General features: G+C 72.8%; 15 protein-coding genes. 12 read left to right on the top strand and 3 right to left on the bottom strand.

The genetic code is table 11. From position 1 onward, the window contains the following. Positions 1-3: 3 nt before the first annotated feature. Genes IO29_RS34015 through IO29_RS34005 form a run of 4 tightly spaced genes read left to right on the top strand, consistent with a single transcriptional unit; the run spans position 4 to position 3,384 of the window. Entirely contained in the window at positions 4-1,014 is a 1,011-nt protein-coding gene (locus IO29_RS34015; protein ID WP_030379508.1) for a carbohydrate ABC transporter permease, read from the top strand. Beyond that, positions 1,011-1,916, top strand: coding sequence for a carbohydrate ABC transporter permease (locus tag IO29_RS34010; RefSeq protein ID WP_030379507.1), 906 nt, complete (start codon positions 1,011-1,013; stop codon positions 1,914-1,916). Before IO29_RS34015 ends, IO29_RS34010 begins: the two co-directional genes overlap by 4 nt. Continuing rightward, positions 1,913-2,050, top strand: a complete 138-nt coding sequence (locus IO29_RS38760) for a hypothetical protein (protein WP_158709314.1) — start codon at positions 1,913-1,915, stop codon at positions 2,048-2,050. The genes IO29_RS34010 and IO29_RS38760 overlap by 4 nt, the downstream gene beginning before the upstream one ends. After that, on the top strand, positions 2,050-3,384 hold the full coding sequence (locus IO29_RS34005; protein WP_030379506.1) for an alpha-glucosidase/alpha-galactosidase: 1,335 nt from the start codon (positions 2,050-2,052) through the stop codon (positions 3,382-3,384). Before IO29_RS38760 ends, IO29_RS34005 begins: the two co-directional genes overlap by 1 nt. A 49-nt stretch (positions 3,385-3,433) precedes the next feature. Here the strand turns inward: IO29_RS34005 and IO29_RS39175 are convergent, their stop codons facing one another. Further along, positions 3,434-3,610, bottom strand: coding sequence for a hypothetical protein (locus IO29_RS39175; RefSeq protein WP_199806938.1), 177 nt, complete (start codon positions 3,608-3,610; stop codon positions 3,434-3,436). A 145-nt stretch (positions 3,611-3,755) separates the two neighbouring features. Here IO29_RS39175 and IO29_RS34000 point away from each other — a divergent pair, with 145 nt between their 5' ends. The 6 genes from IO29_RS34000 to IO29_RS33975 all read left to right on the top strand — a co-directional run bounded on the left by IO29_RS34000 (position 3,756) and on the right by IO29_RS33975 (position 9,697). After that, complete coding sequence (locus IO29_RS34000) at positions 3,756-4,535, top strand: SDR family NAD(P)-dependent oxidoreductase (RefSeq protein ID WP_030379505.1); 780 nt, start codon at positions 3,756-3,758, stop codon at positions 4,533-4,535. Positions 4,536-4,691: 156 nt separating this feature from the next. Next, positions 4,692-5,618 (top strand): ABC transporter substrate-binding protein, encoded by a 927-nt coding sequence (locus IO29_RS33995; protein ID WP_030379504.1) that lies wholly within the window; start codon positions 4,692-4,694, stop codon positions 5,616-5,618. A 26-nt stretch (positions 5,619-5,644) separates the two neighbouring features. After that, positions 5,645-6,457, top strand: coding sequence for an ABC transporter permease (locus IO29_RS33990; RefSeq protein ID WP_030379503.1), 813 nt, complete (start codon positions 5,645-5,647; stop codon positions 6,455-6,457). Continuing rightward, positions 6,454-7,260: an ABC transporter permease gene (locus IO29_RS33985; protein WP_234307494.1), complete on the top strand. Its 807-nt coding sequence runs from the start codon at positions 6,454-6,456 to the stop codon at positions 7,258-7,260. Before IO29_RS33990 ends, IO29_RS33985 begins: the two co-directional genes overlap by 4 nt. Next, positions 7,257-8,930 (top strand): benzoylformate decarboxylase, encoded by a 1,674-nt coding sequence (gene mdlC / locus IO29_RS33980; RefSeq protein ID WP_078618244.1) that lies wholly within the window; start codon positions 7,257-7,259, stop codon positions 8,928-8,930. The genes IO29_RS33985 and mdlC overlap by 4 nt, the downstream gene beginning before the upstream one ends. 8 nt (positions 8,931-8,938) lie before the next feature. Beyond that, on the top strand, positions 8,939-9,697 hold the full coding sequence (locus tag IO29_RS33975) for an ABC transporter ATP-binding protein (RefSeq protein WP_030379500.1): 759 nt from the start codon (positions 8,939-8,941) through the stop codon (positions 9,695-9,697). A 95-nt stretch (positions 9,698-9,792) separates the two neighbouring features. Here the strand turns inward: IO29_RS33975 and IO29_RS33970 are convergent, their stop codons facing one another. After that, positions 9,793-11,634: an arabinofuranosidase catalytic domain-containing protein gene (locus tag IO29_RS33970; protein WP_030379499.1), complete on the bottom strand. Its 1,842-nt coding sequence runs from the start codon at positions 11,632-11,634 to the stop codon at positions 9,793-9,795. Between the two features lie 258 nt (positions 11,635-11,892). After that, entirely contained in the window at positions 11,893-12,804 is a 912-nt protein-coding gene (locus IO29_RS35855; protein ID WP_158709313.1) for a DUF305 domain-containing protein, read from the bottom strand. 275 nt (positions 12,805-13,079) lie between these two features. Here IO29_RS35855 and IO29_RS33960 point away from each other — a divergent pair, with 275 nt between their 5' ends. Together IO29_RS33960 and IO29_RS33955 are read left to right on the top strand one after the other, a co-directional pair. Further along, positions 13,080-13,553, top strand: a complete 474-nt coding sequence (locus IO29_RS33960; protein ID WP_030379497.1) for a carboxymuconolactone decarboxylase family protein — start codon at positions 13,080-13,082, stop codon at positions 13,551-13,553. Positions 13,554-13,660: 107 nt separating this feature from the next. After that, on the top strand, positions 13,661-14,557 hold the full coding sequence (locus tag IO29_RS33955) for an RNA polymerase sigma-70 factor (protein ID WP_030379496.1): 897 nt from the start codon (positions 13,661-13,663) through the stop codon (positions 14,555-14,557). Positions 14,558-14,592 lie beyond the last annotated feature (35 nt).

Below are 14,592 nucleotides of genomic sequence, written 5' to 3'. Positions count from 1 at the left end.
ACCATGCCCCGTCTACCCACTCCCCTCACCCTCGCGGACCACGGCAAGGAGCAGGGAAACCGCACGGACCCGGACGCCCCGCGCACCGGCGCACCCGCCGGCTCCGGCTCGGTACGGCGCCGCAGGCGCCAGGAGACCGCCACCGCGTGGGCGTTCATCTCGCCCTCGGTCCTGGTCATCCTCGGGCTCAGCGTCGTCCCGGTGGTCTGGTCGCTGCTGCTGTCGTTCCAGGCCGACGACCTGGTGACCCCCAGTCGCTGGGTCGGTCTGGACAACTACCGCGCACTCGCGCAGGACCCGCACTTCGCCGACGCGGTCCGCAGCACCCTGCTCTACACGGTGCTGTACGTGCCGCTCTCCATCGGTCTCGGTCTGTTCCTCGCCCTCGCGCTGAACCGGCGGATCCGGCTGGTGGGCCTGTACCGCACCCTCGTCTTCGTGCCGTTCGTGGTCTCGGCCACCGCGCAGGGCGTGCTGTTCTCCTTCATCCTCGACCCCGAGTTCGGCGCGGCCAACTCCGTGCTGCACAAGATCGGCATCTCGCCCCAGGGCTTTCTGACCGACCCCGGGCAGGCGCTGTACGCGCTCATCGCGATCTCGCTGTGGAGCGGCACCGGCTTCTGCGTGGTGGTGCTCCTGGCCGCCCTCCAGGACGTGCCGCCCTCGCTGGTCGAGGCGGCCCGCCTCGACGGTGCCGGACGCCGCCATCTGCTGCGCCATGTCACCCTCCCCGCGATCACCCCGGTCCTGGTCTTCCTGCTGCTGTGGCAGACCATCAACGCCTTGCAGGTCTTCGACCTGGTGTACGTGACGACGAAGGGCGGGCCGCTGGGCTCCACCTCGGTCATCGTCTACTTCATCTGGGAGCAGGCCTTCAAGAACTTCACCGCCGGTTACGGCGCCGCGGCCGCCTACACCCTGGCGCTCGTCCTGATCGTCCTCGGCGTGCTGCCCCGGCTGGTCCGGGCGCTGCGGGCACGCACCGGCCGCGGCATCGAAGGAGCCACCCGATGACGGCCACGTCCTCCGCCCCCTCCCTGTCCTCCGCCCCGCCCGCCCCGCAGGGGGTCCCGGCGGACGGCGGCCCCGGCCGGCGCCGCGGGCGGCTGCCGTTCAGCGCCTGGCACCTGCTCCTCGCACCGCTGTGCCTGCTGTTCGCCGTGCCGCTGGTCTGGCTGGCGCTCAGCTCGGTGATGAGCGACGCGGAGATCAACCGCTTCCCGCCCGCCCTGTGGCCCTCCGGCATCCATCTGGACGGCTACCGGTACGTCATCGGCAACGCCATGTTCCCGCGCTGGTTCGCCAACTCGCTGATCGTGTCGGTGACCGCGGTGGTGTCCAATCTGCTCCTCGGGGCGCTGGGCGGTTACGCGTTCGCCCGGATGCGGTTCGCGGGCTCCCGGCTGCTGCTCGGGCTGATGCTGGCCACCATGGCGATCCCGTTCCAGCTCACCATGATCCCCACCTTCCTGGTGATGAAGCGGCTGGGCCTGATCGACACCCTGGGCGCGCTGATCGTGCCCTCGCTGGTGACGCCGTTCGCCGTGTTCCTGCTGCGGCAGTTCTTCCTGTCGCTGCCCAGGGAACTGGAGGAGGCGGCCTGGCTCGACGGCTGCTCGCGGCTGCGGGTGCTGTTCCGGATCGTGCTGCCGCTGTCCCGGCCGGCCCTGAGCACGGTGGCGGTGCTGACGTTCCTCACCACCTGGAACGACCTGAGCTGGCCGCTCATCGCCATCAACCACGACACCCAGTACACGTTGCAGCTCGGTCTGACGACCTTCCAGGGGCAGCACCACACCCACTGGTCCGCGGTCATGGCGGGCAATGTGCTCACCGTGCTTCCGGTACTGCTCGCCTTCCTCGCCGCGCAGAAGACCTTCATCCAGTCCATCACCTCCAGCGGCCTGAAGGGATGAGCCCGCGCGAGCGACGGCTCCCCGGCCTGCCGCACCCCTACGACCTGCCCTTCTCCGGCGGCATCGATCCCGCCGCCGGAACCACTCGGAACGGGGCGCGCTCCGGCGGCGCCCGCTACGGAGAAGAACTCTGATGTCCCTCACCACCCCCAAGATCGCCTTCATCGGCGCGGGCAGCGTCGTGTTCACGCAGGGGCTCCTGGCCGACCTGCTGGCCTTCCCCGAGCTGCGCGGCGCGCACATCGCCCTGCACGACATCGACCCCGAACGGCTCGACACCGCGCGCGGCGCCGCCCAGTTCATCGCGGACGAGCGCACCGGGCGGGACGGCGACGGCCCCCGGCCCCGGATCACCGCCCACGCCGAGCGGCGCGCGGCGCTCACCGACGCGGACTTCGTCATCAACATCGTCCAGGTCGGCATGCGGGAGTCCACCCGTACCGACTTCGAGATCCCGGCCCGCTACGGGCTGCGCCAGACCATCGGCGACACCCTCGGCATCGGCGGCATCTTCCGCGCGCTGCGCACCTTCCCGCTGCTGAAGTCGCTCGCCGAGGACATCGCCGAGGTGTGCCCCGACGCCTGGCTGCTCAACTACACCAACCCGATGACGATGAACATCCAGTACCTCGCCCAGGCCACCGGGCTGACACGTGTCGTGGGGCTGTGCCACTCGGTGTACTGGACCGTCCGCGACCTCTCCGACCTGCTCGGCGTCCCCTACGACGAGGTCACCTACCGGGCGGCCGGCGTCAACCACCAGGCGTGGCTGCTGCGTCTGGAGCACCGGGGCGCGGACCTGTACCCGCGCCTGGACGCGCTGATCGCCGAGGACCCCCAGCTGCGGCGCCGGGTACGCGTGGACATGTACCGGCGGCTCGGCTACTACCCGACCGAGACCAGCGAGCACTCCTCGGAGTACGTGCCCTGGTATCTGCACCACGACAGCGAGATCGAGCGGCTGCGGCTGCCGGTCGGCGCCTACCTGGGCATCGTCGACGAGAACGTGGCCGCCTACGAGCAGACCCGCGAGGCCCTCGCCAAGGGTGAACCGCTCACCGTAGAGGGCACCATGGAGTACGCCCCGCAGATCATCCACAGCATCACCACGGGCACCCCGCGCACGGTGTACGGCAATGTCCCGAACCGGGGGCTGATCGACAACCTGCCCGCCTCCGGGACCGTCGAGGTGCCCTGCCTGGTGGACGGCGGGGGTGTCCAGCCGACGCGGGTGGGGGCGCTGCCCGCCCAGTGCGCCGCGCTGAACCGTACGTACCTGAGCATGAACGACCTGGTGGTGCGGGCCGCCCTGGAGGACGACCCGCGCTCGATCCGCCAGGCCGCCATGACCGACCCGGCGACCGCGGCCACGCTGCCCGTGGAGCGCATCTGGGACCTGTGCGACGACATGGTCCGGGCCCACGCCGATCTGTTGCAGCCCTCGCTGCGCGCGACGCTCGGCCACTGAGGACGCGGCTCCCGGTCACCGGCGAACGGAACGGACCCGCCGTCGCCCTTCAGGGGCGGTGGCGGGCCCGTTCGGTGTTGGCCGCTCTGCCGAGGTTGTTGTAGAGCCGCCGCAGGTGTTTCGCCGCGGCGCACGGCACCCGGTCCTGAGCGCACTGCCGGCACGTCTCGAGGTGGTTCTCATAGTCCAGACGTGCCCGCTCGAGGGCGTCCTGCGAAGGGTTCATACGGCAATTCGATCTTGTTACTCCGGGTAGGACTCTCAACTCACCCTCAAATATCCCGAGTTAATGCCTGCTCGACACTCCGGGGACACTTTCCCCACAGCCGCCGCCGGGCGTACGCACAGCCGTACCCGGTTAGGCTGCGCGCATGAGCTCCAGGGACTACCTCTCCGCCATGTTCGCACTGGACTACCGGGTCGCCGTGGTGACCGGCGGGAGCTCCGGGATCGGGCGCGCGATCGCCGGGGCGCTGGCGCGGGCGGGGGCCCGGGTGGTGGTCGTGGCACGGGACGAGGCGAAGCTGGCCGGCACCGTGGAGGAGCTGGCGGCCGACGGCTGCCGGGCGGCGTGGGTGAGCGCCGACCTGGGTGGGCGCGCCGGGGTGCGCACGGCCGCCGAGGAGGCCGCCGGGATCTTCGGCGAGCCGGACATCCTCGTCAACTGCGCGGGGGTGAATCTGCGGCCCCCGATGGGCGAGCTGGACACGGAGGTGTGGGACACCACCATGGCGGTGAACCTGGAGGCGCCCTTCCTGCTCGGGCAGCGGTTCGGACCCGGCATGGCCGAGCGCGGCTTCGGGCGGATCATCCATGTCACCTCGCAGCAGGCGCACCGGGCCTTCGTGCAGAGCGGTGCCTACGGGGTCTCCAAGGGGGCGCTGGAGTCGCTGGCCCGCTCACAGGCCGAGGCCTGGTCGCCGTACGGCGTCACGTGCAACACGCTCGTGCCGGGTTTCGTGATGACCCCGCTCAACGCGCGGCTGTCGTCCGACCCGGAGAAGACCGAGGCGCTCGCCGCGCGCACGATGACCGGACGCAATGGTCTGGCCGAGGACTTCGCGGGCGCGGCCGTCTTCCTCGCCGGTCCGGCCTCCGCCTACGTCACCGGGCAGTCGCTCTTCGTCGACGGCGGGTTCTCGGTCCACTGAGCGGCCGCGGGCGCGACCTCTTTGCCCGGTCTTTCCCCGGGGCGCGGCGTTCCGCCCCGCCCGATTGATGGTGTTCATGACACGTGTCTGGTAGGCATGCTGTCCATGACGTCACGTCACTTACGGGGAACTTGGGGGAAACCGGCAGCGGCGGCAGTGGTACTCGCGCTGTCCCTCGCGGCCTGCGGCGACGACGGAGGGGGCGGCGGGTCGAAGTCGTCCGGCGGCCACGAGAGGATCACCGTGGCCGCGCTGCCGCTCACCGACGTCGCCGCGCTGTATCTCGCCCGCGACCGGGGGCTGTTCACCAAGGAGAGGCTGGACGTCACCATCCAGCCAGTGCAGCAGAGCATCCAGGCCCTGCCCGCGCTGAAGAACGGCCAGGTCGACGTGATCGCCGGCGCCAACTACGTCACCTTCCTCCAGGCCGACGAGAAGGGCACCCTCGATCTGCGCATCGTCAGCGAGGGCGTACGGGTGGCCCCGCACATGATGGACGTCCTGGTGCCGGAGGACTCGGACATCAGGAGCGCCGCCGATCTGAAGGGCAGGAAGGTCGCGGTCAACATCCTCAACAACATCCAGTCGCTGACCCTCGACGCCATCCTCGACAAGCAGGGCCTCGGCCGTCCCGTCTACCGGCAGATCGCCTTCCCGCAGATGGGTCCCGCGCTGGAACGGCACCAGGTCGACGCCGTGCACGCGGTCGAGCCCTTCGACAGCGCCATCCGGGAACAGGTCAAGGCGCGGGTGCTGATCGACGGCGGGACGGCGCCCGTCTCCTCGCTGCCCATCAGCGGCTACGTCACCACCGGGAAGTACGCCGACGGGCACGCCAAGGCCGCCGCCGCGTTCCAGCGGGCGATCCGCGCGGCTTCGAAGATCGCCGCCGAGGACCCCGACGCCGTACGCGCCGAACTGCCCCAGTACACCAAGGTCACCGCGGCCCAGGCCACGTCCATGGCACTGCCCTCCTACGCCACCGCCACCGATCCCGCGCAACTGCGCCGGCTGACCGCGCTGATGTCGAAGCAGGGCCTGCTGAAGAAGCCGCTGGACCCGGCGACCCTGCTGGTCAAGTGAGCGGGGCCCGGCGGCACGGACTCGGCATGAGCCGGGCCCGGCGGTTCGGACTCGGCATGAGCCGGGCCCGGCGGCACGGACTCGGTGTGCTCGGCGTGCTGCTCGCCTTCGGGATCTGCGAGGTGCTGGGCCGCGCCGGGATCGTGCGCCGCGCCTACCTCCCGCCGGCCTCGGAGGTCGTGGCGCGGGCCGTCCGGCTGGCGGGCGACCCCGTCTTCCTCGACGGCGTCGGCGCCACCCTGCGGGCCTGGGCGTACGGGCTCGGCCTGGCCTGCGCGATCGCCGTCCCGCTGGGGCTGCTGCTGGGCAGCCTGCCGCTGGTCGGAGCCGCCGTGCGGACCCTGGTGGAGTTCCTGCGCCCGCTGCCCTCCGTGGCACTGATCCCGCTCGTCTCGCTGCTCCTCGGCACGGGCACCCGTACCGAGGTCGCGCTGATCACCTACGCGTGCGTGTGGCCGGTCCTGTTCAACACGGTGTACGGCCTCGCCGAGGCGGACCCGCTCGCCAAGGACACCCTGCGCGCCTTCGGCTTCGGGCGGCTCGCGGTGCTGCTGCGCGTGGAGTTGCCCGGGACGGCGCCGTTCGTCGCGGCGGGGGTGCGCATCTCGGCGGCGGTCGCGCTCATCCTGGCGGTGGCGACGGAGCTGCTGTCCGGGTTCGGGCAGGGGCTCGGCATCTTCATCGCCCAGGCGCAGCTCGCCACCGACGGCACCCGTGACGTCCTGGCCGGGGTGGTCTGGGCGGGCGCGCTGGGGCTCGTCCTCAACGGCGTCCTGGTGTGGGCGGAGCGCCGGCTGTTCCCGTGGACGCCGGACCACCGCCGGGCGGCGGACGCGTGAGCGGCGGGGGCGGGCCGCGCGGTCTCCTGCTCCGGCTGGGGGTGCCCGTGCTCGCCGCGGCCGGCTGGCAGGCGGTCACCGTGGCCCACCGCAGCGTCTACTTCCCGCCGCCGGTCCGTATCGTCCGGCACGCCTACGACCTGTGGTTCTCCGGGCCCGTCCGGCACGTGTTCCTCACCCGCGCCGCCGTCGACGACATCCTGCCGAGCCTCGGCCGGCTGGGCGCCGGGTTCCTGCTGGCGGCCGTCGCCGGGATCGCGCTGGGCATGGCGGTCGGCCGCTCACCGCGGGTCTACGCGCTGTGCGACCCGGTGCTCCAGTTCGCGCGGGCGGTCCCGCCGCCTGCCCTGGTGCCCGTGTTCGTCGTCGTGTTCGACTTCGGCACGCCGATGCAGCTCGCGTCGATCGCGTTCAGCGCCCTCTGGCCGGTGCTGGTCAACACGGCGGAGGGCGCCCGTGCCACGGACCCGCTGCGGCTGGACGTGGCCGCGGTGCTGCGGCTGACCCCGCTGGAGCGGCTGTGGTTCCTGCTGCTGCCCTCCGCGCTGCCGCGGATCTTCGCGGGGCTGCGGCTGAGCCTGTCGCTCTGCCTCATCCTCATGGTCTTCTCGGAGCTGCTGCCGGGCACCGCGAACGGCATCGGCTTCGCCCTCACCGACGCACAGTCGCGCTCGGACCTGCTCACCGTGTGGGCGGTGCTGCTCCTGCTCGGCGTGCTCGGTCATCTGCTCAACACCGGCCTGCTGGCGGCGGAGGGACGGCTCCTCGGCGGCGGGGAGAGGAACGGGGGAAGAAGCGTATGAGCGGCACGGCGGACGGGACCACCGGGGGCGCCGACGGGGCGCGCACTCCCCCGCGCGGCACCACCGTGCGGGAGGCCGTCACGGGCTTCCTGCGCGACACCGGCATGACGACCGTCTTCGGCAACCCCGGCTCGACGGAACTGCGCATGTTCCGCGACTGGCCCGAGGACTTCGCCTACGTCCTGGGCCTCCAGGAGTCCACGGCGGTCGCCATGGCCGCGGGCCACGCCCTGGGCACCGGGTGCGCCGCCTTCGTCAGCCTGCACTCGGCCGGCGGCGTCGGACACGCGCTCGGCGCCGTCTTCAACGCCTACCGCGACCGCGTCCCGCTGGTGATCGTCGCCGGCCAGCAGTCGCGCTCCCTGCTCCAGCTCCGGCCGTTCCTCGGCGCGGACGAACCGGCCCGCTTCCCGCGCCCGTACGTGAAGTTCTCCCGGCAGCCCGAGCGCGCCGCCGATGTGCCCGCCGTGCTGGCCGAGGCCCACCGCATCGCGTCGACACCGCCGCGCGGGCCGGTGTTCGTCTCCGTCCCCGAGGACGACTGGGACCGGCCGGCGGAGCCCGTCCTCCCGCGCACGGTGCACAGCGGCTTCACCGCGGACCCGGCCGCGCTGTCCGCGGTGGCCGCCCGCCTCTCCGGGTGCGCCCGCCCCGCACTGGTCGTCGGTCCCGGCGTGGACGACGAGGGGGCGCTCCCCGAGGCCGTCGCGCTGGCCGAGCGGACCCGGGCGGCGGTGTGGATCAGCCCGCTCTCCGGCCGCTCCGGCTTCCCCGAACGGCACCCCCTCTTCCAGGGCTTCCTGCCGCCGGTCCCCGGGCAACTGGCCGACCGCCTCGCCGCGTACGACGTGGTGGTCGCGCTCGGGGCGCCGGTGTTCACGTACCACGTGGCCGGGGACGGTCCGCCGCTGCGGCCGGGGACCGAGCTGTTCCACCTGGACTGCGATCCGGCACAGGCGGCCTGGCTGCCCACCGGCACCAGCGTCGTCACCACGCTCAGGACCGCGCTCGCCCAACTCACCACACTGCTGGAACCCGCCGACCGGGAACCGCCTCCGCCCCGCCCCGCACCGGCCCCGGCCGCGCCGGGGGACGCGCTCACCGCGGAGTACGTCTTCGACGCGCTGCGCGCCCGGCTGCCCCGGGACCGGGTCCTCGTCGAGGAGACGCCCAGTCACCGGGACGCGCTCCACGCGCGCGTGCCCGTCGAGGCCCCGGGCGGGTTCCTCACCACCGGCAGCGGGGCCCTCGGCTGGGGGCTGCCGCTGGCCGTGGGGCGGGCGCTGGCGGACCGGCGGCGGGTGGTGTGCGTGCTCGGCGACGGGTCCGCGCTCTACTCGGTCCAGGCACTGTGGACCGCCGCCCGCCACCGGGCGCCCGTCAGCTACGTCGTCCTGGACAACGGCGGGTACGCGGCCGTGCGCGGCCTGGGCCGCCGTATCGGCGTCGCCCCGGTGCCCGGCACGGAGATCGGGGGCGTCGACTTCCCGGCCCTGGCCGCGGCCTTCGGCTGCCCGGCGGAGTACGCGGAGGACCCCGCCGGGCTGCCGGCCGCCCTGGACCGGGTGCTGGCCGCGGCGGACGAGGACGACGACGACGGCCCGCGACTGCTGCACCTGCGGATCGCCGACACCGGCGAGGCGCTCTACACCGACCCCTGGGCCGGGTGAGGCCCGGCATGCTGCGTCTCGACTCCCTCGGCCGGTGTTACGGCGACCAACGTGTGCTGCGCGACCTCACCCTCACCGTGCCCGACGGGCAACTCCTGTGCGTGGCGGGCCCGTCGGGCTGCGGCAAGTCCACACTGCTGCGCACCATCGCCGGGCTGCTGCCCGCGACGGAGGGCACGATCAGCCTGGACGGCGAGCCGGTCATCGGGGTCCCCGACCGGCTGGCGGTCGTCTTCCAGGACTACGGCCGCTCGCTGCTGCCCTGGCTGACGGTCCTGGACAACGTCGCCCTGCCGCTGCGCCGCCGCGGCCTGCGCCGCACCGAGCGGCGCGCCGAGGCCACGCGGATGCTGGAGCGGGTCGGCCTGTCCGACGCCGCCCGCCGGCATCCCTGGCAGCTCTCCGGCGGTATGCAGCAACGCGTGGCGCTGGCCAGGGCGTTGGTGTGCCGTCCGGCCCTGCTGCTCCTGGACGAGCCCTTCGGCTCGCTGGACGCGCAGACCCGGGAGGATCTGGAGGATCTGCTCCTCCAGGTGCACCGCGCCGACGGCACGACGACGGTCCTGGTCACCCACGACATCGACGAGAGCGTCTACGTCGGCGACCGGGTGGTCGTCCTCTCGCCCGGCCCTGCCGCCCACATCGTCCTGGACCTCCCGGTCGAACTCCCGGGCGAGCGTGACCAGATCGCCACCCGCGGCTCCGACGCGTTCGTCGCCCTGCGCGCCAAGGTGGGCCGCGCGGTGCGTGCGGGGTCGGGCGACTGAGCGCGGCACGCCCGACGGGGACACGCATGACGGAGATACGCATGACGGGGGCACGACGCCCGGACGGCGCCGTACCCCGGCTCACACGGCGACCGTCACCCCAGTGCGAACTTCTGCGCGGCCGAACCGTTGCAGTCGTAGATCTGGAGCCGCGTGCCGTTGGCCGTGGCGCCGCTGGGCGAGTCCAGGCACCGCCCGGACTGCGGGTTGCGCAGCGAACCGTCCGCCTGCTGCACCCACTTCTGGCCGCCCACCCCGTTGCAGTCCCACAGCTCGACCTTGGCACCGTTGGCCGTGCCGTTGTTCTCGATGTCCAGGCACCGGCCCAGGGTGCGCAGCGAGGTGTCGGAGGCGTGGTACCAGTGCTGGTCGACGGCCCAGCTCTGGCAGTCCCAGAGCTGCACGGCGGTGCCGTTCACCCCGGTGTCGTCGGCGGCGACGTCCACGCACTTGCTCCCCGGACCGGCCACCGGTGAACCGGCGTCGACCGAGAACTTCTGCGCGGCCGAGCCGTTGCAGTCGTAGATCTGCAACCGGGTGCCGTTGCCGGTGGCGCCGCTGGGCGAGTCCAGGCACCGCCCGGACTGCGGGTTGCGCAGCGAACCGTCCGCCTGCCGCACCCACTTCTGGCCGCCCACCCCGTTGCAGTCCCACAGCTCCAGCTTGGCACCGTTGGCCGTGCCGTTGTTCTCGATGTCCAGGCACCGGCCGAGCGTGGAGAGGGAGCCGTCGGGGTTGTGGGTCCAGTGCTGGTCCTCCGCGTAGGACTGGCAGTCCCACAGCTGCACGGCGGCGCCGTTGACCCCGGTGTCGTCGGCGGCCACGTCGACGCACTTGCCGCCGGGCCCGGTGATGGTGCCCTGGGGGCCGTTGGGCACGTTGGTCTGGCCGGAGTAGCCGACGGAGACGATGTTCGCCTGGACCGCGTTCTCGACGGCGTCGCTCGGGTAGCCCGAGACCATCGCACCCTCGAAGAACGTGCCCATGTTCCAGTTGCTGTTGTCACCGCCGGTGCCCAGGATGATGCCGCCCTCCTGGTGCATGGGCTGGTAGCCGCCGCGGGTGGGCAGTCCGCCGTCCCACCAGGTGGTCAGCCCGCCGGACTGCGAGTTGCCGCCCTTGAGCGCGTACCGGGTCTGCCCGTTGTTCTTCAGCACGGCCGTGACGTAGGTGCTGTTGTTGCCGCGGTTGGCGGTGTTGGAGCCGTTGTCGCCCTGGAACATGCCGTTCTCCAGGTCGGCCTCGACCCACGGCCCGGAGCCGGTGCAGGGCGCGAAGTAGCAGGTGGTGGCGATGGACACGGCGTCCATGTGACCGTTGCCGGTGTCGGCCGGGGTGCTCTCGGCGTTGCCGTAGTCGAAGCAGCAGGCGGAGCCGACGTGGGTGCCGCTGGCCACCATGTAGACGCCCTCGGGCTGCCCGTTGACCGCGACACCGGAGGCGGCGCCCGTGGAGCGGTAGCCGACGCCGGGCGAGGTGAAGATGCCGTACACCTTGTGACCGCCGGCGGTGACGGCGAGTTCGCTGGCGTCGGCGCCGCGGTCCGCGCCCATGCCGGCGGTGCCCGCGGGGCCGGGGTTGAGGTCGTTGTGGCGCGAGGTCTGGTCGTAGATCCGGGTGATACGGCAGCTCGTGCCGCCGCAGAAGGTGTCTTGGCGCCCGGCGTCGGCGTAACCGCCCGGCGCCAGCAGCCCGATGTCGGTGGCGGCGCCGTCCGAGACGCGCGTGACCCGGTACAGGGGGCCGTCGTACGAGGAGAACAGGGCGCGCACGGTGCTGTGCGCGGCGACGCAGGGGGTGCCGGCGTCGCCGTAGAGGTCGCACGGCAGCGAACCGGCGGCCTGGGCCGCCCCGGGCAGGCCGACCAGGGCGCCCAGGGCGAGTCCGAGGACGGCGAGGAGGGACAGCAGCCGCCCCCGCACTCTGGTTCTGAGCATGACAATACGTCTCGTTCCGTGCACGGCGCACTCCTCGGCGGAAGGTGGGGGCGGAGCTTCCAACGGGTGGGCGGGCAGGCCGAATTCACGCACCTGCGGCCGTTGCGGAACGTACGCGCGGCGATTGTTCTCGTCAAGATTTGTTGCTTTGAGCTTGTACAGACTTTTGCATGTGTCTCGATTTGTTGAGCGCGGTGTCCGAGGTACCGCGTTCCGGCCGCTCCCTTCCGGTCGGGAGCGGCCGGAGCGCGGCCGGGCTCAGCCCCGCTGCCGCACGGTCGCGCGCCTGCGGCGCAGCAGCGTCAGAGCGAAGCCGCCGCCCACCGCGAGCAGCGCGCCGCCGGCGGCCGCCGTCAGCGGGGCGGCCGGCCCCTGGGTGCCGCCGGCGCCGGCGTGCGCCGCGCCCTGGGGCACCGGGGCCTGGGGCGTCTGCGGGGTCGTGGGCAGCGCCCCCCTGTCCTGGGCGTCGGCGACCTGGCCGGTCAGCCAGCCGATCAGTTCGGTGACCCCGGCGAGCTGGGAGTTCATGCCGGAGGCCGCCGCCGCGCGCAGCTCCGGGTGCGTGGCGCGCACCTGCGGTTCGGAGTATTCGACGGCGGCGGCGGAGTGCAGGGAGACCATCCGGCGCGCGAACTCGGTGTCGAACTTCTCGCCCTTGTCGACCTTGCGCAGGTCGTCGGTCATCCGCGCCATGCCCTGCCGCAGCGCGGCCATCTGCTCGCGGGCCTTCGCCGGCGCCTTGTCCATGGCCTGCTCCGGCGTCATGCCGTACCAGTCGTGCAGCCACTTCTCGCACTGCTCGGCCTGCTGCCCGCGGTCGGTGACCATGGCCCTGGCCCGGTCGCGGACGGCGGCGTCGGCGCCGCGTTCGACCTCGAGCCGCGCCATGTCGACGACGGTCCGGTACTGGGCGACGATCTGGGCGAGGAACGTCGTCTCGAGCTCCTCCACGTCCAGTGACGCCAGGGTCCGGCCGAACTCGTAGGCCATCGGGTCCGCCGGCATCGGCGCACGGTCCTCGGTGTCACCGCCGCGCGGGGCCGGGCCGCCGTGCGGGGCCGCGACGACGGTGGCGGCGGGCACGCTCCACGCCGCCGGACCACCCGTGAGAACCAGGGACGCCGTACACGCCGCCACCACCGTGACGCGCCGGGCAAGGGATATCGCCACTTCCATGAACCTTCCGCCGGGCCGGCGCGGGGGCGACTCCCCTGCGCGGGCGGGATGGGGAACGGACCGGCAACCGGCCCGGAGCCGCGTCCTCCGCCCGCGGCGGGCCGAGAGGCCCGCATCACAGGGTGACGCGCTCGTCACCGAACGTACGCAGACCGCCCGTGCCCCGCCCGCCCACGGCACCCATTCGGATTTCTTCCCGGAGGCGTGTCACATCCCGTGGGCCTGTCCGGTCAGCAGTGTGTAACCGGCTACTCGACCAGGAGTTCACCATGGAATCGCGGCTCGACTACTTCGGCAGTGCGCTCGGCGGCAAGGTGCTGAAGCACATCAACTCGGCGGGGAAGGCGGCCTCGGACGCCGGGCTGCCGGCCGCCACCCAGGAGCTGGTGAAGATCCGCGCCAGCCAGATCAACGGGTGCGGGTTCTGCACCGACATGCACACCAAGGACGCCGCCGCCGCCGGGGAGACCTCCGTGCGGCTCAACCTGGTGGCCGCCTGGCGCGAGGCCACGGTGTTCACCGAGGCGGAGCGGGCCGCACTGGAGCTGACGGAGCAGGGCACGCGCCTCGCCGACGCCTCCGGCGGCGTCACCGACGACGCCTGGGCGCGCGCCGCGAAGCACTACGACGAGGAGCAGCTGGTGGCGCTGATCTCGCTCATCGCCGTCATCAACGCCTACAACCGCATCAACGTGATCAACCAGCAGCCGGCCGGCGGCTACCAGCCCGGGCAGTTCGGCTGAGCGGCACTCGCAACGCGTGGGAGCCGTCCCGGGTCCGGGGGCGGCTCCCGCGCGTGTGCCGGCGGGGCGGCGATAGCATGGGCGCCCCGCCGCCGGAAGGGACGAGCATGCAGACCGAGGCCGAGGCCGATTCCCTGGACCGGGCGACCCGGCAGTTCCTCGCGGCGCGGCCGCAGTTGTTCGGCATCGCCTACCGCATGCTCGGCAGCTCGGCCGAGGCGGAGGACATCCTCCAGGACGCCTGGGTGCGCTGGCAGAACACCGACCGTACGGGCGTCCGTGAACCGGCGGCGTTCCTGACCACCGTCACCACCCGGCTCGCCATCAACCGGGCCACGTCCGCCCAGGCACGGCGGGAGACCTACATCGGCCCATGGCTGCCCGAGCCGCTCGACACCCGGGCGGACCCGCAGGTGGGCGCGGAGCGCGCCGAGGCCGTCGAGCTGGCGGTGCTCTTCCTGCTGGAGAAGCTGAACCCCCTCGAGCGGGCCGCGTACGTGCTCCGGGAGGCCTTCGACTACCCGCACCGGCAGGTCGCGGAGATCCTTCAGACCAGTGAGGCCAACGCCCGCCAGCTGGTGAGCCGGGCGCGCAGGCATCTGGCCGCCGAGCGCCGGGAGCGGGTGAGCCCGGCGGAGCACCGGAGGCTGCTCGAGGTGTTCGTGGCCGCGGCACGGACGGGCGACCTGGCGGCGCTGGAGCGGGTCCTCACCGCCGACGTCGTGCACTACTCCGACGGCGGCGGCATCCGCAACGCGGCGCGCATCCCGATCGTCGGGCGGACCCATGTGTCGAAGGTCATGGTGGCCTTCGCGCCGCGCTTCTGGCCCGATGCCGAGGTGCGGTGGGTGGAGGCCAACGGGCGTCCGGCGGTGCTGGTCTCGTCCGAGGGGACGGCGAAGGCGCTGCTGTCGATCGACGCCCGCGCGGACGGCATCGACCGGCTCCTGTGGATCCTCAACCCGGAGAAGCTGGCGCCGTACGTGGCCTCGCTGGACGGCTGAGGGGCGAACGGAACGGGCCCCTCGCCCGCCGCGGG

Source organism: Streptomyces sp. NRRL F-6676, from assembly GCF_000725625.1.
Classification (GTDB): Bacteria; Actinomycetota; Actinomycetes; order Streptomycetales; family Streptomycetaceae; genus Streptomyces.
This window is presented reverse-complemented; position numbering and strand designations above follow the sequence as displayed.

Coding starts and splice junctions, on each gene's coding strand:
- IO29_RS38760 (WP_158709314.1), top strand. CDS start 1,913: ATGAGCCCGCGCGAGCGACGGCTCCCCGGCCTGCCGCACCCCTACGAC.
- IO29_RS33975 (WP_030379500.1), top strand. CDS start 8,939: ATGCTGCGTCTCGACTCCCTCGGCCGGTGTTACGGCGACCAACGTGTG.
- IO29_RS33960 (WP_030379497.1), top strand. CDS start 13,080: ATGGAATCGCGGCTCGACTACTTCGGCAGTGCGCTCGGCGGCAAGGTG.
- IO29_RS34005 (WP_030379506.1), top strand. CDS start 2,050: ATGTCCCTCACCACCCCCAAGATCGCCTTCATCGGCGCGGGCAGCGTC.
- IO29_RS33990 (WP_030379503.1), top strand. CDS start 5,645: ATGAGCCGGGCCCGGCGGTTCGGACTCGGCATGAGCCGGGCCCGGCGG.
- IO29_RS34015 (WP_030379508.1), top strand. CDS start 4: ATGCCCCGTCTACCCACTCCCCTCACCCTCGCGGACCACGGCAAGGAG.
- IO29_RS33970 (WP_030379499.1), bottom strand. CDS start 11,634: ATGCTCAGAACCAGAGTGCGGGGGCGGCTGCTGTCCCTCCTCGCCGTC.
- IO29_RS33955 (WP_030379496.1), top strand. CDS start 13,661: ATGCAGACCGAGGCCGAGGCCGATTCCCTGGACCGGGCGACCCGGCAG.
- IO29_RS34000 (WP_030379505.1), top strand. CDS start 3,756: ATGAGCTCCAGGGACTACCTCTCCGCCATGTTCGCACTGGACTACCGG.
- IO29_RS39175 (WP_199806938.1), bottom strand. CDS start 3,610: ATGAACCCTTCGCAGGACGCCCTCGAGCGGGCACGTCTGGACTATGAG.
- mdlC (WP_078618244.1), top strand. CDS start 7,257: ATGAGCGGCACGGCGGACGGGACCACCGGGGGCGCCGACGGGGCGCGC.
- IO29_RS34010 (WP_030379507.1), top strand. CDS start 1,011: ATGACGGCCACGTCCTCCGCCCCCTCCCTGTCCTCCGCCCCGCCCGCC.